The sequence below is a fragment of the Micromonospora sp. NPDC049903 genome, assembly GCF_044460945.1.
GTDB lineage: Bacteria > Actinomycetota > Actinomycetes > Mycobacteriales > Micromonosporaceae > Micromonospora.
This window is the reverse complement of record NZ_JBITKL010000002.1, coordinates 12626-36101: the sequence shown is the minus strand read 5'-3', so window position 1 is coordinate 36101 and position 23476 is coordinate 12626. Positions and strand designations below refer to the sequence as shown.

Annotated in this window: 17 protein-coding genes and 2 pseudogenes; 12 read left to right on the top strand and 7 right to left on the bottom strand. The window is 71.1% G+C overall.

The features are described from left to right. The first annotated feature begins 23 nt into the window (after nt 1-23). On the top strand, nt 24-1580 hold the full coding sequence (gene guaA / locus ACIBO1_RS04905; protein ID WP_396741580.1) for a glutamine-hydrolyzing GMP synthase: 1557 nt from the start codon (nt 24-26) through the stop codon (nt 1578-1580). 277 nt (nt 1581-1857) lie between these two features. Here the strand turns inward: guaA and ACIBO1_RS04900 are convergent. After that, nucleotides 1858-2196 (bottom strand): annotated as a pseudogene (locus tag ACIBO1_RS04900) (PspC domain-containing protein); the annotation flags it as partial. A gap of 144 nt (nt 2197-2340) precedes the next feature. On the opposite strand from ACIBO1_RS04900, the gene ACIBO1_RS04895 reads away from it, so the two are divergent. The 3 genes from ACIBO1_RS04895 (at nt 2341) to ACIBO1_RS04885 (ending at nt 5528) form a co-directional block, all read left to right on the top strand. Then, complete coding sequence (locus tag ACIBO1_RS04895; protein ID WP_396741578.1) at nt 2341-3288, top strand: NUDIX domain-containing protein; 948 nt, start codon at nt 2341-2343, stop codon at nt 3286-3288. 54 nt (nt 3289-3342) lie between these two features. Continuing rightward, a complete protein-coding gene (locus ACIBO1_RS04890; RefSeq protein ID WP_396741576.1) occupies nt 3343-4248 on the top strand; it encodes an NUDIX hydrolase in 906 nt (301 codons plus the stop codon). Nucleotides 4249-4613: 365 nt separating this feature from the next. Continuing rightward, complete coding sequence (locus tag ACIBO1_RS04885; protein WP_396742437.1) at nt 4614-5528, top strand: CDP-alcohol phosphatidyltransferase family protein; 915 nt, start codon at nt 4614-4616, stop codon at nt 5526-5528. Between the two features lie 67 nt (nt 5529-5595). Here the strand turns inward: ACIBO1_RS04885 and ACIBO1_RS04880 are convergent, their stop codons facing one another. The 3 genes and pseudogenes from ACIBO1_RS04880 to ACIBO1_RS04870 all read right to left on the bottom strand — a co-directional run bounded on the left by ACIBO1_RS04880 (nt 5596) and on the right by ACIBO1_RS04870 (nt 9349). Further along, nucleotides 5596-6843 carry a phosphatidylserine decarboxylase gene (locus ACIBO1_RS04880; RefSeq protein WP_396741574.1) on the bottom strand — a complete coding sequence of 416 codons (1248 nt, stop codon included), beginning with the start codon at nt 6841-6843 and terminating at the stop codon, nt 5596-5598. Nucleotides 6844-7340: 497 nt separating this feature from the next. Next, nucleotides 7341-7523: pseudogene (locus ACIBO1_RS04875) on the bottom strand (hypothetical protein); the annotation flags it as partial. Then, entirely contained in the window at nt 7520-9349 is a 1830-nt protein-coding gene (locus ACIBO1_RS04870) for a PspC domain-containing protein (RefSeq protein WP_396741572.1), read from the bottom strand. The gene ACIBO1_RS04870 and the pseudogene ACIBO1_RS04875, both read right to left, overlap by 4 nt. 170 nt (nt 9350-9519) lie before the next feature. Between ACIBO1_RS04870 and ACIBO1_RS04865 the strand changes: the two genes are divergently transcribed. The 7 genes from ACIBO1_RS04865 (at nt 9520) to ACIBO1_RS04835 (ending at nt 17818) form a co-directional block, all read left to right on the top strand. Further along, nucleotides 9520-10788, top strand: coding sequence for a PspC domain-containing protein (locus ACIBO1_RS04865; protein WP_396742435.1), 1269 nt, complete (start codon nt 9520-9522; stop codon nt 10786-10788). Continuing rightward, nucleotides 10785-11471, top strand: coding sequence for a response regulator (locus ACIBO1_RS04860; RefSeq protein WP_396741570.1), 687 nt, complete (start codon nt 10785-10787; stop codon nt 11469-11471). The genes ACIBO1_RS04865 and ACIBO1_RS04860 overlap by 4 nt, the downstream gene beginning before the upstream one ends. Nucleotides 11472-11847: 376 nt before the next feature. Next, nucleotides 11848-13485, top strand: a complete 1638-nt coding sequence (locus ACIBO1_RS04855) for an ABC transporter substrate-binding protein (RefSeq protein WP_396741568.1) — start codon at nt 11848-11850, stop codon at nt 13483-13485. Between the two features lie 100 nt (nt 13486-13585). Next, nucleotides 13586-14596 (top strand): ABC transporter permease, encoded by a 1011-nt coding sequence (locus ACIBO1_RS04850; RefSeq protein ID WP_131053632.1) that lies wholly within the window; start codon nt 13586-13588, stop codon nt 14594-14596. 157 nt (nt 14597-14753) lie between these two features. After that, a complete protein-coding gene (locus ACIBO1_RS04845; RefSeq protein ID WP_396741566.1) occupies nt 14754-15692 on the top strand; it encodes an ABC transporter permease in 939 nt (312 codons plus the stop codon). 85 nt (nt 15693-15777) lie between these two features. Next, nucleotides 15778-16815 (top strand): ABC transporter ATP-binding protein, encoded by a 1038-nt coding sequence (locus tag ACIBO1_RS04840; RefSeq protein WP_396741564.1) that lies wholly within the window; start codon nt 15778-15780, stop codon nt 16813-16815. Further along, the gene (locus ACIBO1_RS04835; protein ID WP_396741562.1) at nt 16808-17818 is read left to right on the top strand and encodes an ABC transporter ATP-binding protein; all 1011 of its coding nucleotides are present in this window, start codon (nt 16808-16810) and stop codon (nt 17816-17818) included. The genes ACIBO1_RS04840 and ACIBO1_RS04835 overlap by 8 nt, the downstream gene beginning before the upstream one ends. Before the next feature lie 350 nt (nt 17819-18168). On the opposite strand, the gene ACIBO1_RS04830 is transcribed toward ACIBO1_RS04835, so the two are convergent. Beyond that, nucleotides 18169-18537 carry a chorismate mutase gene (locus tag ACIBO1_RS04830; RefSeq protein WP_396741560.1) on the bottom strand — a complete coding sequence of 123 codons (369 nt, stop codon included), beginning with the start codon at nt 18535-18537 and terminating at the stop codon, nt 18169-18171. Between the two features lie 319 nt (nt 18538-18856). On the opposite strand from ACIBO1_RS04830, the gene pcrA reads away from it, so the two are divergent. Continuing rightward, entirely contained in the window at nt 18857-21250 is a 2394-nt protein-coding gene (pcrA, locus tag ACIBO1_RS04825; protein WP_396741558.1) for a DNA helicase PcrA, read from the top strand. A 54-nt stretch (nt 21251-21304) separates the two neighbouring features. Here pcrA and ACIBO1_RS04820 read toward each other — a convergent pair whose 3' ends face one another. After that, nucleotides 21305-22105, bottom strand: a complete 801-nt coding sequence (locus ACIBO1_RS04820) for a M23 family metallopeptidase (RefSeq protein ID WP_396741556.1) — start codon at nt 22103-22105, stop codon at nt 21305-21307. 276 nt (nt 22106-22381) lie between these two features. Further along, nucleotides 22382-23095: a M23 family metallopeptidase gene (locus tag ACIBO1_RS04815; RefSeq protein ID WP_350692736.1), complete on the bottom strand. Its 714-nt coding sequence runs from the start codon at nt 23093-23095 to the stop codon at nt 22382-22384. Nucleotides 23096-23476: the final 381 nt, after the last annotated feature.

Here is a 23476-nt window from a genome sequence, read left to right as displayed (position 1 = left end):
GACTGTCGGTAGGCTTCGTGCACATGAGCCTGCCGCGTCCTGTCCTCGTGGTCGACTTCGGTGCCCAGTACGCCCAACTGATCGCCCGCCGGGTACGCGAGGCGAGGGTCTACTCCGAGATCGTCCCGCACACCATGCCCGTGGCCGAGATGCTGGCCAAGAATCCGGCCGCGATCATCCTCTCCGGCGGCCCGTCCAGCGTCTACGAGCCGGGCGCGCCGCAGGTGGACGACGGGCTGTTCCACACCGGCGTCCCGGTCTTCGGCATCTGCTACGGGTTCCAGGCGATGGCCCGCTCCCTCGGCGGCACGGTGGCCCGCACCGGCAACCGCGAGTACGGCGGCACCCCGCTGCGGCCCCGCCTGCTCGACCCGGGCGTGCTGCTCCGCGACCTCCCGGCCGACCTGCCGGTCTGGATGAGCCACGGCGACTGCGTCACCGAGGCGCCCGAGGGCTTCACGGTGACCGCCGAGTCGGCCGGTGCGCCGGTCGCCGCCTTCGAGGACCTCGCCGGTCGGCGGGCCGGTGTGCAGTTCCACCCCGAGGTGGGGCACACCGCGCACGGACAGGAGATGCTGACCCGCTTCCTCTACGAGATCGCCGAGATCGAGCCGACCTGGACTCCCGAGAACATCATCGACGAGCAGGTGGCCCGGATCCGCGCGCAGGTGGGCGACAAGGAGGTCATCTGCGGTCTGAGCGGCGGGGTGGACTCCGCGGTCGCCGCCGCGCTGGTGCACCGGGCCGTCGGTGACCAGCTCACCTGCGTCTTCGTCGACCACGGCCTGCTGCGCGCGGGCGAGGCCGAGCAGGTCGAGAAGGATTACGTCGCCGCCACCGGCATCAAGCTCAAGGTGGTCGACGCGGCGGACCGGTTCCTCGGCGCGCTGGCCGGGGTGACCGACCCGGAGCAGAAGCGCAAGATCATCGGTCGGGAGTTCATCCGGGTCTTCGAGGCCGCCGCTCGGGAGGTCGCCGCGCACGGTGACGTCGAGTTCCTGGTGCAGGGCACCCTCTATCCGGACGTGGTCGAGTCCGGCGGCGGCACCGGCACCGCCAACATCAAGAGCCACCACAACGTCGGCGGGCTACCCGAGGACCTCAAGTTCGCCCTGGTCGAGCCACTGCGGACGCTGTTCAAGGACGAGGTCCGCACGCTCGGCCTCCAGCTCGGCCTGCCTGAGGCGATGGTCTGGCGGCACCCGTTCCCCGGTCCCGGTCTGGCCATCCGGATCATCGGCGCGGTCGACCGGGAGCGGCTGGACCTGCTGCGCCGGGCCGACTTCATCGCCCGCGAGGAGCTCAGCGCCGCCGGTCTGGACCGCGACGTCTGGCAGTTCCCGGTGGTGCTGCTGGCCGATGTGCGCAGCGTCGGCGTACAGGGTGACGGGCGCAGCTACGGTCACCCCGTGGTGCTGCGCCCGGTCTCCAGCGAGGATGCGATGACCGCCGACTGGTCCCGCCTGCCCTACGACGTGATCGCCCGGATCTCCACCCGGATCACCAACGAGGTCGCCGAGGTGAACCGGGTGGTCCTGGACGTCACCAGCAAGCCGCCGGGCACCATCGAGTGGGAGTGACCCCTCAGGCGGCCGGTCTCTCCGGCGGCTGAGGCGAGGTCCCGGGGGCCGGCTGCGGCCCGGCCTCCGGCCCCGGTTCGACGACCGGCCCCGGTTCGGCGACTGGTGTCGACGGCCCCTGCGCGGCGGTGGCCGCCTGCGGAACGTCCGGAGTCGGCGACGCGGGCGGTGCCGCCGGAGGCGCTCCCGGTGCGGCGGTCGCCGCCTGCGGAGCCTCCTGCGGGACAGCCGTCGGGTGCGGAGTGTGCGGGGCCGGTGGCGTCGCGTGCGGGGTGGGTGCCGGGGCGGTGGGTGCTGCTCCGGGGCCTGGGAAGGGCCAGGCGGGGTGCGACGAACCACCGGTCGGTCCGGGCGGCGGTGCGGCGTAGGGCGGCGCGCCCGCCGGGTGCGGCCAGGCCGGGGCGTCGGCCGGCTCCTCGGGCATCAGGAACCACATGACCGGGTACGCGAGCGCGGCGATCCCGCCGGTCAGCAGCGTGCCGACGGCGAAGGCGACGCGGACCAGGGTGGGGTCGACGGCGAAGTACCGGCCGAGGCCGCTGGCCACACCGGCGATCATCCGGTCGGTGGTCGGGCGGCGCAACTGCTTGTACGGGGCCTGCGATGTGGAAGTCATGACTCCACGGTCCGCGTCGCGGCGCTCATCGACCTCGGTGATGGCCCGGAGCCTTACCCTGACCTGTCCCTCAGGGGCGAGTGATCAGTCAGGAATCCGACTCTTTTCCGCAGCGGTAACCGGACACGGGGAGAATTTGGCCCCGTGACCACCATGCTGGAGCCGCTGCGCAGGATCGCGGCATATGCAGTCTGTGCTGATTCGGTTGACCGAGTGTTGCTGGTCCGCGCATCGGAGCGCTCCGGCACACCCGGCACGTGGTCCCTGCCCGGTGGGGCGGTCGACCACGGCGAGGACCCTCACCACACCGTCGTCCGCGAGACCGCCGCCGAGACCGGACTGTCGGTGGCCGTGGCCGGCCTCCAGGACGTCCTGGCCGACATGCGTGCCCTGCCCGAGCGGGGCATCACCATCCACACCGACCGGCTGCTCTATCGGGTCTCGGTCCGGGGCGGCTCGTTGACCGACCGGGTCGACCGGCCGACCGACCTGGCCCGCTGGGTCACCCGGGAGGAGGCGCAGCACCTGCCGCTGCGCTCCTTCACGGCCCGCGCGCTGGGGCTGACCGCCTCCTCGGCGGACATCGTCCCCGACGAGGCGCCGGAGTTCCCCTCCTTCTATGCGGTGCCCGGCCCGGACGGGCTGCACCGGGCGCAGCGTTTCGCCGCGTACGCCGTGGTCACCGACCCGGACGGGCGGGTGCTGCTGACCCGGGTCTCCGACGGGTACCCGGGTGCGGGCTGCTGGCACCTGCCCGGCGGCGGCACCGACTACGGCGAGCAGCCGGGTGCCGCGCTGATCCGGGAACTGGTCGAGGAGACCGGTCAGGACGGGCGGCTGGTCGAGCTGCTCGGGGTCGCCAGCCACCGGGACGCCGCCTCGCTCGGCCCGGAGGGCTATCCGATCGACTGGCACGGCGTCCGTGCCTTCTACCGGGTCGTGGTGGACAAGCCCGCCCCGCCCACCGTCGCCGACGTCGGTGGTTCCACCTGTGAGGCCCGCTGGTTCGCGCGGGAGGAGCTGGGCGCCCTGCCCTCCGACCGCCTCACCGAGGTCACGGCCGAGGCCGTGCAGGCGGCTCGGCTGACCTGACGCCTGACGCCTGACGACCCTGGCGCTGGCGGAACAGGCCGTAGGGTCGGGGGCGTGGAACAGGTGCGGCGGGTCGGGGCGTACGGGGTGCTGCGGGACGCCGAGCGGCGGGTGCTGCTGGTGCGGGGCTCGGCGGAGGCGGACTTCCCGGCGGTGTGGTCGCTGCCCGGCGGCGGCCTGGAGCACGCCGAGCATCCCGCCGACGCGGTGGTCCGCGAGGTCGCCGAGGAGACCGGCCTGACCGTCGAGGTGACGGGGCTGCGGGCGGTGGTCGCGGACGTGACGCCGTACCCGGACCTCGGGGTGGCCCTGCACACCGACCGGGTGCTGTTCGACGTGACCCCGCTGGGCGGGCGGCTACGCGCCGAGCGGGTCGGCAGCACCGACCTCGCCCGCTGGTTCTACCCGGCTGAGGCGTCCGTGCTGCCGCTGCTGCCGTTCACCGCCGAGGCGCTCGGTCTGCCGGTGGTCCCGTTGCCGCCGCAGGCGCTGCGCCGGACCGCGCCCTTCCCGCCTCCGGCGCCCCACCGGCGGCAACGTTTCGGGGCGTACGGCGTGGTCACCGACCCGGCGGGTCGGGTGTTGCTGTCGTTGATCGCGGACGGCTATCCGGGTGCCGGCCGCTGGCACCTGCCCGGCGGCGGTACGGATCATGGCGAACAGCCGGTCACCGCGTTGCTACGGGAACTGGTCGAGGAGTCCGGACAACTGGGTCGGGTGACCGAGTTGATCGCAGTGGACAATCTGCACAATCCGGCCGCGCTGGGTCCGGAGGGTTATCCGCTCGACTGGCACGGGATCCGCGTCGTCTATCGGGTGTTGGTCGACCTTCCGACCGTTGCGGCGGTGACCGAACTGGCCGGCGGCTCGACCGCCGACTCCGCCTGGTTCACCGTTCCTGAGCTGCGAGAACTCCCGTTGACGGAGATCGCCTCCCGGGCGTTCGACGCGTTCGTGTGACGCGCGTCGCGTCGCTGCCCGGGCCACTGCTCACCAGGCCGGTGATGACCGGCTCCGGTACAGTCGAGGCAGGGCTGACTACAAAAAACGGGCAGGAAGTCCGAGATGGGAATAAGACGGCGGTTTGCGCGGTTGAGGCAGATATAAGTACCGCCGGTAGCTATCGCCAATCCCCGTCCCCCTATGCAATGGTGTACTCCGCAAAACGGCTGCCGGGTCGAAGAGACCCGGCACGAGAGAGCCGGACGCCGGCCCCAGGTGGCGGCCAACGATCCGGTGATGGAGGAAGCGTGCCGAGAGCCCCATGGCGCCGGCGTCGTACCACTGACAGCCCGCGTCCCGCCGGACGCAACTGGACGGGCCCGCTGCGCCGCAGCGGCAGTCTTGCCCGCCAGGTCCTGTTGGTCCGCGTCGGTCGTCGAGGTGTGGAGGGGGGCGGCACGGCTGACGTGCTGCCCGAGCCGAGGTACCAGGACCGCCCGCGTCGCCGGTACGGCCTGCAGCGGTTCCACCGCACCCGGATCGAGACAATCGCCCCGGTCAGCCCCGCCGTCGTGCCGGCTCCGGTCGAGGAGAGCGCCCAGACACCGATCCCGCTGCTCCCCGGCGAGCGGACGATGGCCCGGCGGATGAAGTTCGCCCTGGTCAACGCCTGCACACTGGCCAGCCTGGTGCTGGGCATCAACGCGATCTTCGTCGCCATGCGTGGCGACGTACAACTGGCCGCCCTGCTGCTCATCGCCTGCGTCGCCTTCGACGGCCTGGACGGCGCGCTGGCCCGCAAGCTCGGGGTCTCCAGCCCCTTCGGCGCGCAGATGGACTCGCTCGCCGACATGTGCTCGTTCGGTCTCGCCGCGCCGGTGGTGGTCTACGCCTCGCTCGCCGGTGAGGTGCCGATGGCCGCCGCCGGGGTGGCCGCCGCACTGGTCGCGGCGTGCGCCGCGATCCGGCTGGCCCGCTTCAACGTCTCGCCCAAGGACGGCCGCTTCTTCTGCGGCGTGCCGACCACCATGGCGGCTGCCGTACTCGCCCTGATGGTCGTGATCGGCCTGCCGGTGCCGGGGGTGGTGCAGGTCGCCGGGGTGGCGCTGCTCGCCTTCACCATGGTCAGCAGCTTCCCGTACGCCAAGCTCGCACGGCTGGTCAAGCTGCCGCCGTGGATCTGGGTGGCCCCGGTGCTCGGCGCGCTGATCGACATCCGGGTCACGTTCGGGCTGATCGTGGTGGGTTACCTGGTCAGCGGCCCGGTGCTCTGGCTCCGGCAGCGTCGCACCATCTGATCCTGATCGACCTCACGAACAGGGGCGCCGCAGTCGTGAAGACTGCGGCGCCCCTGTCTGTCGTCGGTCAGCGCCAGCGGGCGATGACGCTCGCCCCGCCGACGACCTTGTCGCCCGGCCCGACCAGCGGCTCGGCGGCATCTGCCGGCAGGTAGACATCGGTACGCGAGCCGAACCGGATCAGGCCGAACCGCTCGCCCCGGGCGAGCAGCGCGCCGATCGGCGCCCGCTGCACGATCCGCCGCGCGATCAGCCCCGTCCGCTGGGCCACCACGACGGTGCCGTGCGCGGTGTCCAGCACCGTGTACGCGGCCACGTTGTGCTCCGCGTCCGGCTTCATCGCGTTGACGAACCCGCCGTCGGCGACGAAGTAGTCCACCACCTTGCCCGCCACCGGTGCGCGGTTGACGTGCACGTCGAGCACCGAGAGGAAGACGGCGACCCGCAGGAACTCACCGTCGCCGAAGCGCTCGTCGTGCAGGCGCTGCACCGACAGCACCTCGCCGTCGGCGGCGGCCACCACGGCCGACGGGTCCTCCGGCACGTCCCGCTGTGGGTCGCGGAAGAAGGCGGCCACGGGTGCGGCGGCCAGCGCGGGCAGCAGCCAGAGCTTCGACTTCGGTCGGGCCAGGCGGGTCAGGGCGGCGAGCCCGAGGGCGATGCCGGCGGCGGCCACGCCGTTGGAGTCGATGTGCATGTCGCGGGTCAGCGGCACGCTCGACGGCCGGTAGGCGGGGGCGAGGCGCTCCGCCGACGCGGCGTCGGCCGGCGTGAAGCGGAGCCGGTAGACGCGTACCGGCGGCGAGTTGCGCAGCACCAGATCGGCACCGACGCCGTGCAGTGCGCCCTGCCGCTCCAGCTCGGCGGCGGCGCCGGCGGTCCGGGCGACCGCCGTGGAGACGGTCAGCACTCCGCCGTCGGCGAGGTACTTGGTCAGCTCCTCGACGGCGCTCCGGGTCTCGTCCGCGGTGCCGACGAACGCCTCACCGGCGACGACCACGGTGGCGGGCTCGGCCTCGGTGAGGATGTCCACCACGCGGACCCGGTCGGCGACCCAGCGCCCCTGGGCGGTGACGTGTTCCCGCAGCGCCGTCGCGCTGACCCGCTCGGTGGGCACCAGGGTGAGGGTGTCGCCGGGCAGCAGCGCGTCGATCGCCGCGGCCAGCACAGCGGACTCCGGGGCGGCGCCCACCAGCAGGGCGGCCTTCGGGTCGTTGATCCGAGCGAACTCGGCGACGAGGGTACGGGCGGCACGCTCGCCGAGGCGGACCGGACCGGACCGCCCGGGGACACGCACGGCGGGGGACTGGGTCATGTCGAACGGGCTCCTGACGAGGTAGAGGCGACTGTCGCGAGATCACCGCCAGCGGCGGGGCCGGGCCCGCCACGGACGGCCCGCGCGAGCCGGCGGCCAGCGCAGGACGCCCTGCGGCGTGGACCGGCCGACGGAGGCGGGAGCACACCGGCCAGCATAGGCCGCTGGCGACAAGCGTCGCATGGTCAGGCGGCGGGCCCTCGTGGCGACGGGGGCGACGTGTCGTCGGGGTGGGGGAGATCGAGGGTCCGGTCGTCCGGTTCGGTCCGGTCCGACGCCGCCCCGGTGGTCCGGTCGTCGGCCAGGTCCGGCCAGGTGCCCGTCGGTGCGTCGGGGTCGGCCGCCCGGAAGGGCGTCGGCGCGTCGAGGTCGGTCGGCGTGAAGGCCGTCGGCGAGTCCGGGTCGGTCGCCGACGATGCGCCCGCAGCGGCGTCCGGGTCGCCGGTCGACGGTCCGGCCGGGTCGGCCGCGGTGGCCTCGTCCGCCGCCGCGCTGTGCCGGCTGGACCGCAGCGCGCCGACCAGGCCGAGCACACCGATCAGGATCAGCCCGCCGGCCAGGAACCAGCCCACCGGCGGCAGGACCAGGCCGAGCACCTGGGCCAGCAGCCACCACGCGGAGAGTAGGAGGAAGAGCAGCCCGAAGGCGAACGACACCAGGTCCGTGCGATGCACCCTCACCGGGTCACCTCCATGTGTCCGGCGTTGATCTGCAGGTTGAGGCGGAGCTTGCCGCCACCGGCACCGTCCGCGCCGAGGTCGACGATCTCCGTGAGCCGGTTGTCCAGGCCGCCGGCACGCTGGCCGAAGACGTTGGCGTCACCGGCGGTGACATGCGCGTTGGCCGTCACGTCCACGTTCGGCGGAACGACCACGGTGGCCTCGCCGAAGTTGATGACCACGGTGATCTCGGTTTCCTTCTGGTCGAAGTCGACCCCGCGCAGGTCGAGCACCGCGTCGGAGAAGCTCTGCTCGTACCGCACCGCGAGTTCGCGGTGGTCGGTCGGTGCCCAGGTCACGGTGCCGTCCACCCCACGGACCCGGTCGTACGACTCGGCGACCGTGGCCACCGCCAGCGCGGCGGAGGCCACCAGACCGAGGGCGATGAGCCAGCGGGCCCGGCCGAACCAGGTGCCCACGAGCAGGCCCAGCGCGATCACGGCGAGCACCGCCGCGAAGTACGCCGACGCACCGACGTGGAAGACGTCGAGCAGGTCGAGGATGCCCACCACACCCAGCGCGACGAAGATCAGCGAGAAGGTCACCGCACCGAGGGCGGAGCGTTCGCGGGGCTTCTTCGGCGGCTTGGGCCTGGGCGGCGGCGGTACCACCGGGGTCTGCCCGGCGTACGGTCCGTGCGGGGCGAACGGGGCACGGTAGGTCGGCGAGTGCGGCGGCACGGTCGGCGGCACCACCAGTGGCGTCGGCGCGCCCATGGACGGCCACGGGGGCGTCGGCGGCAGGTACCGCGTCGGCTCCTCGCTCTGCCCGGCCGGAGCGGGTGCCGCTCCGGGGGCCGGGGCGGGCGCGTGGAAGGCGGCCGGCGCGGCGAACGCCGGAGTGGTGCGGCCGAACCCGCCGGCCGGCGGCGGATACCCGGCGGGGCCGGGATAGCTCACCGGTGGCACCGGGCCGGGTGGTCCGGCAGGTGGCACCGGTGCTCCGCCCGGACCGCCCGCCGGCTGCGGGGCGCGCTGCTGGTGGCGGTTGAGCAGCAACGCGCCGCCGACCAGGATCGCCGCGCCGAGCAGCACCGCGCGGAAGGCGTCGGTGACGATGAAGCCGAAGCTGATCGCGACCAGGATGCTGAGCACGATCACGGTCACCGGGGACATGCTGGACCGACCCCGACCGAGCATGGACTCGACCGGTGAGGCGGTGTCACCCTCGCCCGGGATGATCAACCAGGCGGCGACGTAGAGCAGGATGCCGATGCCGCCGAAGAAGCCGAGCACCGCGAGCAGCACCCGCCAGAGCACCGGGTCGGTGTTGGTGGCGCGACCGACGGCGGCACACACCCCGGCCAGGTAGCGGCCGTCGCGGGGACGGACCAACCCGTACCGCGAGGTGAATCCGGCGCCGCCGAAATGCGACCAGGGGCCGTCCGACGGCGGTGGCGCGCCGGTCCCCCCGGGCGGTGGCGTGCCGGTTCCCCCGGGCGGTGGCGTGCCGGTTCCCCCGGGCGGTGGCGTGCCGGTTCCCCCGGGCGGTGGGGCGGCCGACGGGCCACCGGGGTACGCCGACTCGCCGTACCCGCCTGACCCGCCCGGCCCCCCCGGCCCGGCGGGTGGTGGCGTGCCGACCGGCGGAGGCGTCGCGTCCCAGGCCGTTCCCCCCGCCGGCGGCGGTGCGGCCGAGGTGCCGGAACCGTCCGGCTCGGCGGCCGGGGCGTCGGGACCGTCCTGGACGGCCCCCGGTGGTCCGGACGCGTCCGGCGCCGGGACGTCGTGCCCCGGTGCCTTCTCCGTGGGCCCGGGCCGGTGCGGCTGAGCAGCGTCGTCGGTCATGTCTCGATACTGCTGCGCGGCGGACCCGAGCGACCTCCGGAGACGACCCTGACCCCACCCTGAGATCGGTGGGCCGGTGATGTCCGGGGCGTCCCCGTGGTCGGCCGACCACCGCGCGTGTGACGATCGGACCAGCGCCGCCGCACCGTCCTTCTCCGGCGCGATCCGTCCTGACCAGGGAGTACGTGATCAGCACCGTCAGTCAGCCACCGCGCCTCTATCGCGCCCCGGAGCACCGGATGGCCGCCGGGGTGGCTACCGGCATCGCCGAGCACCTCGGCGTCCCGGTGCTCCGGGTCCGGGTCGCCTTCATGGTGCTGCTCGGGCTGAGCGGGCTCGGCCTGCTGCTCTACGCCGCCTTCTGGGCCGTCGTGCCGCTGCGTCCGGGAGACACCGCCGTACCGCCCCGGCGGGAGTTCGGGCAGTTGCTGCCGTTCGTGGCGATCGGGCTGGGCGCCCTGCTGGTCCAGGTGGTGCTCTTCGACTCGGTGGGTGCCGCGGGCACCGCCGGCTGGCTGGTCGCGATCATCGCGGTGGGGGCCGGCGTGATCTGGCACCAGTCCACCCCGGAACGGCGGCGGCAGTGGGGCGAGTCGCTGCCGGTGCCGTGGCTCGGCGCGGTGGTGGAGGAGAGCGACCGGCGGGCCTTCGTGCTCCGGTTCGTCGGTGGTGGGGTGCTGGTCGCCGTCGGCATCATCGGCGTCGCCGCCGTGTACTCCCCGGCGCAGAACCTGGACGCGGTGATCAACGGCGTGATCTTCGCGCTGGTCGGCCTGGCCGGGGTCGGGGTGGTGACGGCACCGGTGCTCTGGCGGACCTGGAACCAGCTCCGTTCCGAGCGTGAGGGACGTATCCGGGAACAGGAACGGGCCGAGTTGGCCGCCATGGTGCACGACCAGGTGTTGCACACCCTCGCGCTGATCCAGCGCAACGCCAGTGACGTGAAGGCCGTCCAGCGGCTGGCCCGGGGCCAGGAGCGCTCGTTGCGGAACTGGCTCTACAAGCCGACCGCGTCGCCCACCGAGCGGTTCGCCGCCGCGTTGGAGCAGGCCGCAGCCGAGGTCGAGGACACGTTCGCGATCACCGTGGAGGCGGTGGTGGTCGGTGACCGGGAGACCGACGAACGGGTCGGCGCGATCGTCGCCGCGGCCCGGGAGGCGCTGGTGAACGCCGCCCGGCACGCCGGGGTGCAGACCGTCTCGCTCTATGCCGAGGTGGAACCCGACCAGGTCAGCGTCTTCGTACGGGACCGGGGGGCGGGTTTCGATCCGGATACCGTGGAGGATCACCGGCACGGTGTACGGGGCTCGATCATCGGGCGGATGAAGCGACACGGCGGCCGGGCGGAGATCCGCTCCGGGCCGGGGGAGGGGACCGAGGTGCGACTGATCCTGCCGATCAGTCGGGACTCGGCCACGGCGGAAAGGGACAGATCATGACCGAGCAGTCGACGCCAGCGGCCGAGCCGACGGGAGCCGGACCCGAGCGGCTGCGCGTGTTCCTGGTCGACGACCACGCCATGTTCCGCGCCGGGGTACGCGCCGAGCTGGGCGCGCACGTCGAGGTGGTGGGCGAGGCGAGCACGGTGTCCGAGGCGGTCGCCCGGATCGCGGCCACCGAACCCGACGTGGTGCTGCTCGACGTACACATGCCCGACGGGGGCGGTCGTGCGGTGCTGGAGGCGATGCGGCGCAGCCACCCGCAGGTGCGGTTCCTGGCGCTCAGCGTCTCCGATGCCGCCGAGGACGTGATCGGGCTGATCCGGGCCGGTGCCCGGGGTTACGTCACCAAGACCATCTCGCCGGACGAGCTGGCCGCGGCGATCCGACGGGTGGCCGACGGCGACGCCGTGTTCAGCCCCCGGCTGGCCGGGTTCGTGCTGGACGCCTTCGCGGCCCGCCCCGACGCCCCGGTCGCCGACCCCGAGCTGGACCAGCTCACCAACCGCGAGCGCGAGGTGCTGCGGCTGCTGGCCCGGGGGTACGCGTACAAGGAGATCGCCCGGGAGTTGTACATCTCGATCAAGACGGTCGAGACCCACGTCTCCAACGTGTTGCGCAAGCTCCAGATGTCCAACCGCTACGAGCTGTCCCGCTGGGCCGCCGACCGCCGGTTGGTGTGAGCGGACGGGGGCTCGTCCGGGCCCCTCGGGCAGACGATCACCCGAGGAACTGATTCGGTCTCCTGTCTGGAATCGGCATCGTCCTTTCGGTTAGGATTCGGGGCGACGTGGCGGGATTCACCTCAGGTTTCCTGGTCGATGCTTCGGGGTGCTCCGGCCGCGCCGGCAATCGGCCATTCGGGCGCGAAAAAGCCGTTGACGGGCAGCTCATAGCATGCCTGTCGGGCGGCGTGGACGGGGCTCCGGGTCGATGTCGAGGCCGTCCCGGGCGGGTATCGGGTTGATAACACGCCTTTCGGCTTGGGCGCATCGGGTGTCACAGTGGCAGGCACCTCACAACCCCCTCGTGAGCCGAGCGCCCTGAGGAGGCACTCCCATGCGCGGGAAATTCCTGAAGGTGGCGGTCGCGGCGACCGCCACCGCCATGTTGGCCACCGCCTGTGGCGGTGGTAGCGACAACGACAACGAATCGAGCGGCCAGGCCGGCGGTACGTTGCGCGTCTACAACGCGGAGCCGGCGTTCCTGACGCCCTCCGGCGGTGACGACGAGCCGTCGCTGTACGTGATCCGTTCGCTCTTCCGTGGTCTGGTCAAGTACAACGCCGAGAGCGCTGCGGTCGAGATGGACCTGGCCGAGTCGGTCGACTCGGACGACCAGAAGCTCTGGACGATCAAGATCAAGGACGGCTACACCTTCGACAACGGTGAGCCGGTCAACGCCGACGCCTTCATCCGTTCCTGGAACTTCGCGGCCTACAGCCCGAACGCCCAGAACAACGGCTACTTCATGAAGCGGATCGCCGGTATCAAGGACGTCCAGTCCGAGGACCCGGACGGCGACGGCCCGCAGAAGGCCCCGGAGCCGAAGGCCAAGGAGCTGTCCGGCCTGAAGAAGGTCGACGACCTGACCTTCACCGTCGAGCTGGAGGCCCCGTTCTCCGGCTTCCCGACCACGATCGGCTACCCGGGCTTCTTCCCGATGGCCGAGGCCTGCATCGCCGACATCGCGGCCTGCAACGAGAAGCCGATCGGTAACGGCCCGTACAAGATCGACGGCAACTGGCAGCACAACGTCGCGATCAACGTGGTCCGCAGCGACAGCTGGAAGGGCGAGCCCGGCAAGCCGGACCGCATCGAGTACCGGATCTTCGCCGACATCGACGCCGGTTACGCCGCCTTCCAGGCCGGCGAGCTGGACGTGCTGTACACCGTGCCGCCGGCCCGGTACAAGGAGGCCAAGGCCACCTACGCCGACCGGATGTACGAGCAGCCGGGTGACAGCTTCACCTACGTCGGCATGCCGCTGTACCAGGACAACTTCAAGGACAAGCGGGTCCGCCAGGCGCTCTCGCTGTCGATCGACCGCCAGTCGATCATCGACGCCGTCTTCGACGGCCGGTTCACCCCGGCCACCGGCTTCGTCGCCCCGACCTTCGAGGGCGCTCGGGAGAACGTCACCCCGTACGCCGTGAAGGACGTCGAGAAGGCCAAGCAGCTGCTCGCCGAGGCCGGCGGCTGGCCGGCCGGTGAGAAGCTGATCCTGTGGGCCAACGCCGGTGCCGGCCACGACCAGTGGCTGCAGGCGGTCGGTGACCAGATCAAGGAGGCCCTGGGTATCGACTACGAGCTGCGGGTGAACCTGCAGTTCGCCGAGTACCTGGAGACCGCCGACCAGAAGAAGTTCACCGGTGGGTTCCGCCTCGGCTGGGGTCCGGACTACCCGTTCATGGAGACCTTCCTCTACCCGCTGTACGCCACGGGCTCGGGCAGCAACAACTCGACCTACAGCAACCCCGAGTTCGACGCCGCCATGAAGGAGGGTGACTCGGCCGACTCGATCCAGGCCGCGATCCCGTCCTACCAGAAGGCGGAGGACCTGGTCGGTGAGGACCTGCCGGTCATCCCGATGTGGTTCAACAAGGTTGGTGCCCTTTACAGCGAGAACGTCGACCAGTTCGTCTGGAACTCCGTCTCGGACGCCGACTACGCAGCGATTTCGCTGAAGCAGAACTGAGCTTCAACCGCCTGATCCTGCCGTAACACGACGTGGCGGCAACGGTCTCCCCACCAGGGTGATCGTTGCCGCCACGTCAGCGCCGAGAGGAGACCCCGACATGGGGCGCTACGTCATTCGACGGTTGCTCCAGTTCATCCCCACCGTGCTGGGCACCATGTTCCTGCTCCACTACCTGACTTCACTGGCGATCCAGTTCAGCGGGAACCCGGTCCGGGCGCTCTTCGGGGACCGGACGCCGCCGCCCGCGCTGCTGGAGGCGATCACCGAGCGACTCGGCTACGGTGATCCCTGCCTCGACCAGAAGGGCAACCCCTGCTTCGGGATGTTCCTGGACCGGCTGCAGGGCATCTTCCTGAACTTCGACTTCGGCATCAACCTGCGCCAGCGTGAGGTCACCGACCTGGTGGCGGACGCCATTCCGTTCACGCTCAAGCTGCTGCTCATCGCCATCGTCTTCGAGGCGGTCGTGGGTATCGCCGCCGGTGTGCTCGCCGGTCTGCGCGGCGGCAGCTTCGCCGACTACACGGTGAAGATCAGCACGGTCTTCGTCATCTCGGTGCCGATCTTCGTGCTCGGCCTGATCGTGCGGGAGTTCGTCGGCGTCAAGTTCGGCAACGTGCTGCGGGGCCAGAGCTGGATCCCCGACGTGATCTCCACCGGTATGTTCAGCCCCGGCTTCAAGCCCGACTATCCCTGGGCGAGTCTGATCATCCCGGGCATGGTGCTCGGTGCGACGTCGCTGGCGGTCACCGCCCGGCTCACCCGGACCAGCATCATGGAGAACATCCGGGCCGACTACGTCCGGACGGCGAAGGCCAAGGGCCTGACCACCAAGCGCGTCATCGGTGTGCACACGCTGCGTAACTCGCTGATCCCCGTGATCACCTTCCTGGGCGTCGACATCGGCGCCGCGATGGCCGGCGCGGTGGTCACCGAGACCATCTTCAACGTGCCGGGTATCGGTCGACTGGTGACGATGTCCGCGCGTACCGGGGAGTCCTCGGTGGTGATCGGCGTGGTGACCATGCTGGTGCTGGTCGTCCTGATCGCCAACCTGCTGGTCGACCTCCTGTACGCCGTGCTCGACCCGAGGATCCGTTATGAGTGACCGGACCGTGGTGACGATGCCGACGCAGGATCTTCCGACCGCTCCCGGGTGCCGGTGGAGCGAAACGAGGTGTGGACATGAGTGTGCGTAGCGAGCGAATCATCAGGCTCAGTGTGTTGGTGCCTCATGGCGGCGCGGAGCGAAGCGGAGCGTCGGCATGAGTGATCTGAGTAGCGCGGGCGCCGCCGTCGGCGGGGCACCGGTGGGCGGTGACGGCCCCACGACCGATGCGCCGGTCGGTGGCAAGGAGCGCAGCGCCAGTCTCTGGGCGGACGCCCGGCGGCAGTTGCTGCGCGACCCGGTCTTCATGATCGCTTCCCTGTACATCCTCGTGGTGGGCTCGATGGCGGCCTTCCCGAAGCTCTGGACCAGCCAGGACCCGCGTGCCTGCAACACCGACCGGTCCCGGATCTCGCCCAGTTGGGAACACCCCTTCGGGTACGACATCCTGGGCTGCGACTACTACGCGCACGCGATCTACGGCGCGCGGCCGTCGATGGTCATCGCGGTCATGGCGACCGGTGGCATCGTGCTGGTCGGTGGCACGCTCGGCCTGCTCGCCGGCTACTACGGCGGCTGGGTCGACACGATCATCTCCCGGGTGATGGACATCGTCCTGTCGCTGCCGTTCCTGCTCGGCGCGATCGTGTTCCTCACGGTCATCAAGCGGCAGAACATCTGGACCCTGACCCTGGTGCTGTTCCTGCTCGCCTGGCCGACCATCGCCCGGATCACCCGAGGCAGCGTCATCTCCTCGAAGGACCTGGACTACGTACACGCGGCCAAGGCGGTCGGTGCCCGCAACTCGCGGCTGATGTTCCGGCACATCCTGCCGAACGCGATCGCTCCGATGCTGGTGTACGCCACCATCGTGCTCGGTTCGTTCGTCGCCGCGGAGGCCACGCTGACCTTCCTCGGCGTCGGGCTCCAGCCGCCGGCGCAGTCGTGGGGCATCATGATCTCGGTGCACCAGGTCTACTTCCTGGAGGACCCGTGGCTGCTGCTCTTCCCGTGTGGTCTGCTGGTCGGCACGGTGCTGTCCTTCATCCTCATGGGTGACGCACTGCGTGACGCCCTCGACCCGAAGTTCCGGTGATTCCGATGAGCGGATCCCAGCGGGCCAACCATCAGCACAAGGCGGTCGTGCCACACGGTGGCGCGGAGCGAAGCGGAGTGCAGGCATGAGCAGTGATGTGAACGTCAAGTTGGACGCGCTGCCGGGCCTCGACCCGAACGCGTTGCCACTACAGGTCAAGAACCTGCAGGTGGAGTTCCGTACCCGTAACGGCGTGGCTCGCGCGGTCAACGGGGTGAGCTTCGACGTGCGGGCCGGCGAGACCCGGGCGATCCTCGGTGAGTCGGGCTGCGGCAAGAGCGTGACCGCCCAGGCGATCATGGGCATCCTGGACAGCCCGCCCGGGTTCATCACCGGTGGCGAGATCCTCTACCGGGGTGTCGACCTGCTCAAGCTGCCGGAGTCCGAGCGCCGCAAGGTGCGCGCGAACCGGATCGCGATGATCTTCCAGGACGCGCTCTCCGCGCTGAACCCGGTCTTCACCGTCGGGTTCCAGCTCGGCGAGCTGTTCCGCAAGCACCGGGGCATGTCCCGCAAGGACGCCAAGGCCCGAGCCGTCGAACTGCTCGACCTGGTCAAGATCCCGGCGGCGCAGCAGCGGGTGAACGACTACCCGCACCAGTTCTCCGGCGGTATGCGGCAGCGCGTCATGATCGCCATGGCGTTGGCGCTCGACCCCGAGGTGCTGATCGCGGACGAGCCGACCACCGCACTGGACGTGACCGTGCAGGCCCAGATCATGGCCCTGCTGGCCGAGCTCCAGCGGGAACGGAACATGGCGCTGGTGCTGATCACCCACGACATGGGTGTGGTGGCCGACGTGGCCGACCGGATCTCCGTCATGTACGCCGGTCGGGTCATCGAGGAAGCCGGCGTGGACGACATCTACGCCACCCCGGCCCACCCGTACACCAAGGGTCTGCTGGAGTCGATCCCGCGGCTGGACCTCAAGGGTCAGGAACTCAGCGCCATCAAGGGGCTGCCCCCGGCGTTGACCAACATCCCGCCGGGGTGTGCCTTCAACCCTCGCTGCCGCTACACCCAGGACGTCTGCAAGCAGGACCCGGCGCCGCCGCTGTACCAGGTGTCGCCGAGCCGGACGGCTGCCTGCCACTTCTGGAAGGAGGTCAAGGGCGATGAGTGACGTGGTGTTGGAGACCCGTGACCTGGTCAAGCACTTCCCGCTGACCCGGGGCATCGTGTTCAAGAAGCAGGTCGGCGCGGTGCGCGCGGTCGACGGGGTCAACCTGGAGCTGCGGCGCGGCGAGACCCTCGGCATCGTGGGCGAGTCCGGCTGCGGTAAGTCGACGTTGGCGCGGATGCTCGTCGGCCTGGAGACGCCGACCTCCGGTGACCTGTTCGTGCAGGGCAAGAACATGGCCAAGGTCGGCGCCGAGGAACGACGTCGGGGCCGGCGGAACATCCAACTGGTGATGCAGGACCCGTACACCTCGCTGAACCCGCGGATGACCGTCGGCGACATCATCGGTGAGCCGTTCGAGGTGCACCCGGACGTGGTGCCGAAGGGCCAGCGTCGGCCCAAGGTGCAGGAGCTGCTGGAGCTGGTCGGCCTGAACCCCGACCACATCAACCGCTACCCGCACCAGTTCTCGGGCGGTCAGCGGCAGCGCATCGGCATCGCCCGGGCGTTGGCGCTCAACCCGGAGATCATCCTCTGTGACGAGCCGGTCTCGGCCCTGGACGTCTCCATCCAGGCGCAGGTGATCAACCTGCTGGAGAAGCTCCAGAACGAGCTGGGTCTGTCGTACATCTTCATCGCCCATGACCTGTCCGTGGTGCGGCACATCGCCGACCGGGTCGCGGTGATGTACCTCGGCAAGATCGTCGAGATCGGCACCGAGGACCAGATCTACGAGACGCCCACGCATCCGTACACCCAGGCGCTGCTGTCGGCGGTGCCGGTGCCGGACCCGAAGTTGCGTGGGCACCGTGACCAGATCGTCCTGACCGGCGACGTGCCGTCGCCGGCCAACCCGCCGTCCGGCTGCCGGTTCCGCACCCGCTGCTGGAAGGCCCAGGACGTCTGCGCGGAAGAGGAGCCACTGCTGCAGATCAGGGACAAGTCCGGCCACCCGAGCGCCTGCCACTTCGCCGAGGTACGCGACGTGGTGCACGCGACGGAGTAGCCACGCAGACGCCGTCGTGGCCGGTCATCCAAACCGGGAGCGGCGGTGAAGGTAGTGCCTCCTCAGTGATTCGGGGCGTCGGCCGTCACCAGCGGCCGGCGCCCCGGTCCGCGTCCGAGCCGCCGTGCCCGGACTGCCCTGGCGCCGGACTGCCGTGTCCGGGCCGCCGTGTCAGGGCTGCCGTGCGGGGTCGCCACGGTCGGGTCGCCTGCGGCAGGGTCGCCACGGCCGGGGCGCTCGCAGCCGGGTCGCCCACGGTCGGTCCGGCGCCTACTCATGGGGACGGCCGATCCCCGGTGTGCCACGCCGATCGACCCGCACGGGTCATAGCGGGCCGCGACCCGCGCGGGTCAGAGCGGGCCGCGACCGGCCCGCAGCAGCAGCAGCGCCAACTGGGTGCCGTCGGCGCCGAGGGCGACCCGGAAGCGCTCCAGGATCTCCTGTTCCCGGGAGAGCACCAGCCGGGTGCCGCCGGAAGCCATCCGGGTCGCGCCGACCTCGCGGGACAGGGCGGCCCGCTCCTGCCACAGCTCGACGATCGTGCGGTCGATCTCGTCGATCCGTACCCGGATTTCGGCGATGCGGGCGGCGGCGCCCGGTTCTGCGGTCCCGGTGCCCGGGGTGTCCGCGCCGGGGCTGGTGCTGCCCTCCGCGCCGGTGCCGTTCGGGGCCGTGCCGGACTCGCCTGGGACGCCGTTCTGCTCCATCACGTCTGTCATCTTCGGGTACCTCTCACGGTGTGGTGCCCGGTGCCCGGATCCCGGGACGACAAAAGCCCCGGACTCCGAGAGCCCGGGGCTTTTCGTAGGTCTTGTCGATCAGGCGCGACCTACGGCTGCCGGACTCCCGGGGCCGTAGTAAAAGTAGAAGCGCTGGTCGAACACGCCGTCGAGTATGCCCGCAGCAGCAGCCGCCGCGCAAGGAAACCGGTTAGGAAGGGACCCTTCCTATGCACGAGGCGTTAGTAGGGGCCCTTCCTTACACCGGGCGGCGGCGTGGGGCGGGGATGTCGGGGCGGCGGCATAGACTCGCCCTGCGATGCATCCTCTCTTCGACATCCCCGCGTCCCCGTCCGCGCCCGAGCCCGACCGGGCGCTGCCACCGCGCCGGCCGGCTCCCGGCCGCCTCGATCCGTCCGAGTTGGTGGAGGGCCTCAACGGTCCCCAGCGGGACGCGGTCACCCATGCCGGCTCACCGCTGTTGATCGTCGCCGGTGCCGGTTCCGGCAAGACCCGGGTCCTGACCCACCGGATCGCGTACCTGCTCGCCGCGCGGGACGTGCACCCCGGCGAGATCATCGCGATCACCTTCACCAACAAGGCCGCCGGTGAGATGAAGGAACGGGTGGCCGCCCTGGTCGGTCCGCGCGCGCGGATGATGTGGGTCTCCACGTTCCACTCCGCCTGCGTACGGATCCTGCGCGCCGAGCACGAGCACGCCGGGCTCAAGTCCACCTTCTCGATCTACGACGCGGACGACTCCCGTCGGTTGATGCAGATGGTCACCCGCGAGCTCGACCTGGACCCGAAGCGCTACCCGGCGCGGGGCCTGGCGGCCCAGGTCTCCAATCTCAAGAACGAGCTGGTCGACCCGGAGACCTTCGCGGGCCGGGCGTCGGGGCCGAACGAGCGGGCGCTGGCCGAGGCGTACACGCTGTACCAGCGACGGCTGCGCGAGGCGCACGCGCTGGACTTCGACGATCTGATCATGACGACGGTGCACCTGCTCCAGTCGCACCCGCACGTCGCCGAGACCTATCGCCGCCGGTTCCGGCACGTGCTGGTCGACGAGTACCAGGACACCAACCACGCGCAGTACGTGCTGATCAAGGAGTTGGTCTCCGGCACGGAGGGGCTGGCCCCGGCGGAGTTGTGCGTGGTCGGTGACGCGGACCAGTCGATCTACGCCTTCCGCGGCGCGACGATCCGCAACATCCTGGAGTTCGAACGCGACTTCGGCGACGCCCGCACCATCCTGCTGGAGCAGAACTACCGCTCCACCCAGACCATCCTGAACGCGGCCAACGCGGTGATCGACCGCAACACCTCGCGCAAGCCGAAGCGGCTGTGGAGCGACGCCGGGGCGGGCGAGCAGATCGTCGGGTACGTCGCCGACACCGAGCACGCCGAGGCGGACTGGGTGGGTCGGGAGATCGATCGACTGGTCGACGCCGACGAGACCCGGCCGGGCGACGTGGCGGTCTTCTACCGCACCAACGCGCAGTCCCGCGTCTTCGAGGAGGTGTTCATCCGGGTCGGCCTGCCGTACAAGGTCGTCGGCGGGGTGCGCTTCTACGAGCGCAAGGAGGTCCGCGACGCGTTGGCCTACCTGCGCGCGGTGGTCAACGACGACGACACGGTGAGTCTGCGCCGGATCCTGAACACGCCCCGGCGGGGCATCGGTGACCGGGCCGAGGCGTGCGTGGAGGCACTGTCCAGCCGGGACCGCATCTCCTTCGGTGCCGCGCTGCGCCGGGCCAAGGACGCGCCGGGCATCTCCACCCGCGCGGCCAACGGCATCGCCGACTTCGTCGCGCTGCTCGACTCCGCCCGGGAGGTGGCCGTCGACGGCACCCCCGAGGAGGTGCTGGAGGCGGTGCTGACCCGCTCGGGCTACCTGACCGAGCTGGAGGAGAGCCTGGACCCGCAGGACGCGGGCCGGGTGGACAACCTCCAGGAACTGGTCAGTGTGGCCCGGGAGTACACCGAACGGATCGAGGCGACCGGCGCGGAGGGGGAGCGGGCCACGCTGGCCGGTTTCCTGGAGCAGGTGGCCCTGGTGGCCGACGCCGACCAGATCCCCGCCGACGATCCCGAGCACCAGGGCGTGGTCACGCTGATGACCCTGCACACCGCCAAGGGACTGGAGTTCCCGGTGGTCTTCCTGACCGGCCTGGAGGACGGCGTCTTCCCGCACCTGCGTTCGCTGGGCGACACCCGGGAGCTGGAGGAGGAACGGCGGCTGGCGTACGTGGGCATCACCCGGGCCCGGCAGCGCCTCTACCTGTCCCGTGCGGTGACCCGGTCGGCGTGGGGACAGCCGGCGTACAACCCGCCGTCGCGGTTCCTGGAGGAGCTGCCGACCGAGCTGGTCCGCTGGGAGCGCACCGAGGGGTCGTACACCTCCTGGGGTGGCGGTGGCGGCGGCGTGGGCGGTCGCGCGGACCGGGTGGGCGGCGGCTTCACCGGCGGTACGCCCCGCGCGGTCCAGTTGGCCCGCAAGCTCGGCGTGGACGGCAGTCGGCTGGCCACCGCGAGCGAGCTGCCGCAGGGCCCCAAGGTCTCCGCCGGGGACCGGGTCAACCACCAGAGGTACGGACTCGGTCGGGTGGTGACGGTGGAGGGCCACGGTCCGGGTGCCCGCGCACAGATCGACTTCGGCGACCAGACGTTGTGGCTGGTGCTGCGGCACGCCCCGATCGAGAAGATCTGACGGGTCGGCGCACCGGCCCGGGGTGGGCCGGTGCGCCGGACGCTGGGCGTCAGGTCAGCACGCCACGTCGATGCCCCGGGCGCGCAGGAACGGCGCTGGGTCGATCTGGTTCCACATCTGACCCTGGTGCACCTCGAAGTGCAGGTGCGGCCCGGTGGAATCGCCGGTGGAGCCCTCCAGGCCGATGGTCTGCCCGGTGCTGACCTTCTCGCCCACGCTCACCCGGGTGGTGCTCAGGTGGGCGTAGTGGGTGAGGTAGCCGTTGCCGTGGTCGACGACGACCGAGATGCCGTATCCGTCACCGACGTCGCCGGCCTTCGTGACGGTGCCTTTGGAGGCGGCCCGCACCGGTGTGCCGGCGGGCAGCGCGAAGTCGATACCGGCGTGCAGCGTGCCCCAGCGGGGGCCGTAGCACGAGGTGATGGCGGCGCCGGCCATCGGGATGACCCAGTCGGGCTTCGGTGCCGTGCTCGTGGTGGTCTTCGTGGCGGCCTTGCTGGCCTTGGTCGCCGTCGGACGGGGTTTCGCGGTCGGGCTCGCGCTGGGTGTCGTGGACGGACTGGCCGTCGGGGTCGGCGTCGGGCTCTCCGGGGCGGCCGACTCGCGGGCCGAGCGGTCGGCGCGGTCGGCGGCCTCCGCGCGGGCGGCGGCTTCGGCGCTGGCCTGCGCGTCGAGTGAGACGGGGCTCGCGGTCGGGCTGTCGTCGAGATTGGTCACGACGACGCCACCGATTCCGAGTCCCAGTACGGCGACCGCGCCGACGGCCAGCCGACGGCCGCGCCGGCCGATCCGGCGGCGGTGCCGGGCGGGGGCGTGGGGAAGCTCGGGGTTCGGGGTGGAGCTGTCGTCCTGCACGGGGTGGACCTCACTGGATCGAGGGGTACGTGACCTGGAAATCCTGGTGTCGGCCGGGTGCGTGTCGGGTACCGGGGGTTCGACGGGGCAACGATGGCGGCGGGGCCGCTGCCCGGTTCTGTCCCCGGTTGTCGTCGGGTGACCGGGTCGCGGGGTCGGGCGTGGTGTGCGCTCGGCCACAATGGGGACTGTGTCCTGGGACACTTTCCGATTCGGGCACACACAGAAAACCGCCCGGATCGATCGATCCGGGCGGTTAACGGGTGCAACGGGGTGTCAGGACTCCGCTACCTCGCTGTAAATTGCCTCGACTTGCAGCTTGATGTCCACTCCGCGCTCCTGGAGCCAGGGCACCGGGTCGAGCGGCTTGCCCTTGACATGGATCTCCAGGTGCAGGTGGACCCCGTAGGAGTGTCCGGTGTTGCCGACCAGACCGAGCTGGTCGCCGGCCTTGACCTGCTGGCCCTCGCGGACGCTGACGGCCGAGGAGTGGCCGTAGATCGCCTCGCTGCCGTCGGGGTGCTGCACGATCACGGCGTTGCCGTACCCGCCGAACCAGCCGGCCTTGGTGACGGTGCCCTCGTGGATCGAGACGTACGGGGTGCCCTCCGGCGCGACCAGGTCGATGCCGGTGTGCAGCTTGCCCCACCGCATGCCGTAGGGGGAGTTGAAGTCGTAGCCCTGCAGTGGCAGCAGCCAGACGCCGGAGTCCTCGACGGTCTCCGGAGCGCTCCGGCTGTCCCGGGAGGACCGCTCGGCGGCGTCGGCGCGCTCGGCGGCACCCTGGCTGCTGACCGCTGCCTGCTTCAGCTCGTCGAGAACAGACTGTTCGACGCTCTTGGCGTCCGGCAGTGCGCCGGCGCCCAGTGCCACCACACCGGCACCGACGAAGGCGGTGGTGACGACTGCGGCGTAGCGGCTACGCGGGGGGGTGGGTACGCGGCGGCGACCGCGATATCGATCGGGCTCAGACGACAGGCGCTGGCGCACGCACACCCTCCGTTGTCGGGGTTCCGAAGCGTTCGGCCGCCGTCCGGATCAGTGATCCGTCCGCCGGCTGGTCGCGTCGTCACCCGTCCGCAAACCTGATGACAACCGTGGACACGGTAGCCAACCGTCAGTCGCCCCACAAGCCGGAGCGCCGAACTCGTTGGACCTTTCTGTCCCTTTCCGTCCATTAATGTCATGGCTCGCGGCACTGGAGGGCTGCCCTCGTTATCGTCCGTTCGTCGCACACCGTGACCGATCGGCGGAGTCGTCCTCCTTGACCCGGACCGGGTTGGTCATGCCTCTGTGTGAGGTCGTCGTGGCGGCGGGTCCGCCCTCGGGTCCCGGCCCCGGTTCCCCGAGTTCGGGGTCGCGGGTTACCGT

What these genes read in the sequence shown, in the direction of transcription:
- guaA (WP_396741580.1), top strand. Translation starts at nt 24, where the DNA reads ATGAGCCTGCCGCGTCCTGTCCTCGTGGTCGACTTCGGTGCCCAGTAC.
- ACIBO1_RS04880 (WP_396741574.1), bottom strand. Translation starts at nt 6,843, where the DNA reads ATGACCCAGTCCCCCGCCGTGCGTGTCCCCGGGCGGTCCGGTCCGGTC.
- ACIBO1_RS04870 (WP_396741572.1), bottom strand. Translation starts at nt 9,349, where the DNA reads ATGACCGACGACGCTGCTCAGCCGCACCGGCCCGGGCCCACGGAGAAG.
- ACIBO1_RS04860 (WP_396741570.1), top strand. Translation starts at nt 10,785, where the DNA reads ATGACCGAGCAGTCGACGCCAGCGGCCGAGCCGACGGGAGCCGGACCC.
- ACIBO1_RS04855 (WP_396741568.1), top strand. Translation starts at nt 11,848, where the DNA reads ATGCGCGGGAAATTCCTGAAGGTGGCGGTCGCGGCGACCGCCACCGCC.
- ACIBO1_RS04850 (WP_131053632.1), top strand. Translation starts at nt 13,586, where the DNA reads ATGGGGCGCTACGTCATTCGACGGTTGCTCCAGTTCATCCCCACCGTG.
- ACIBO1_RS04845 (WP_396741566.1), top strand. Translation starts at nt 14,754, where the DNA reads ATGAGTGATCTGAGTAGCGCGGGCGCCGCCGTCGGCGGGGCACCGGTG.
- ACIBO1_RS04840 (WP_396741564.1), top strand. Translation starts at nt 15,778, where the DNA reads ATGAGCAGTGATGTGAACGTCAAGTTGGACGCGCTGCCGGGCCTCGAC.
- ACIBO1_RS04835 (WP_396741562.1), top strand. Translation starts at nt 16,808, where the DNA reads ATGAGTGACGTGGTGTTGGAGACCCGTGACCTGGTCAAGCACTTCCCG.
- ACIBO1_RS04830 (WP_396741560.1), bottom strand. Translation starts at nt 18,537, where the DNA reads ATGACAGACGTGATGGAGCAGAACGGCGTCCCAGGCGAGTCCGGCACG.
- pcrA (WP_396741558.1), top strand. Translation starts at nt 18,857, where the DNA reads ATGCATCCTCTCTTCGACATCCCCGCGTCCCCGTCCGCGCCCGAGCCC.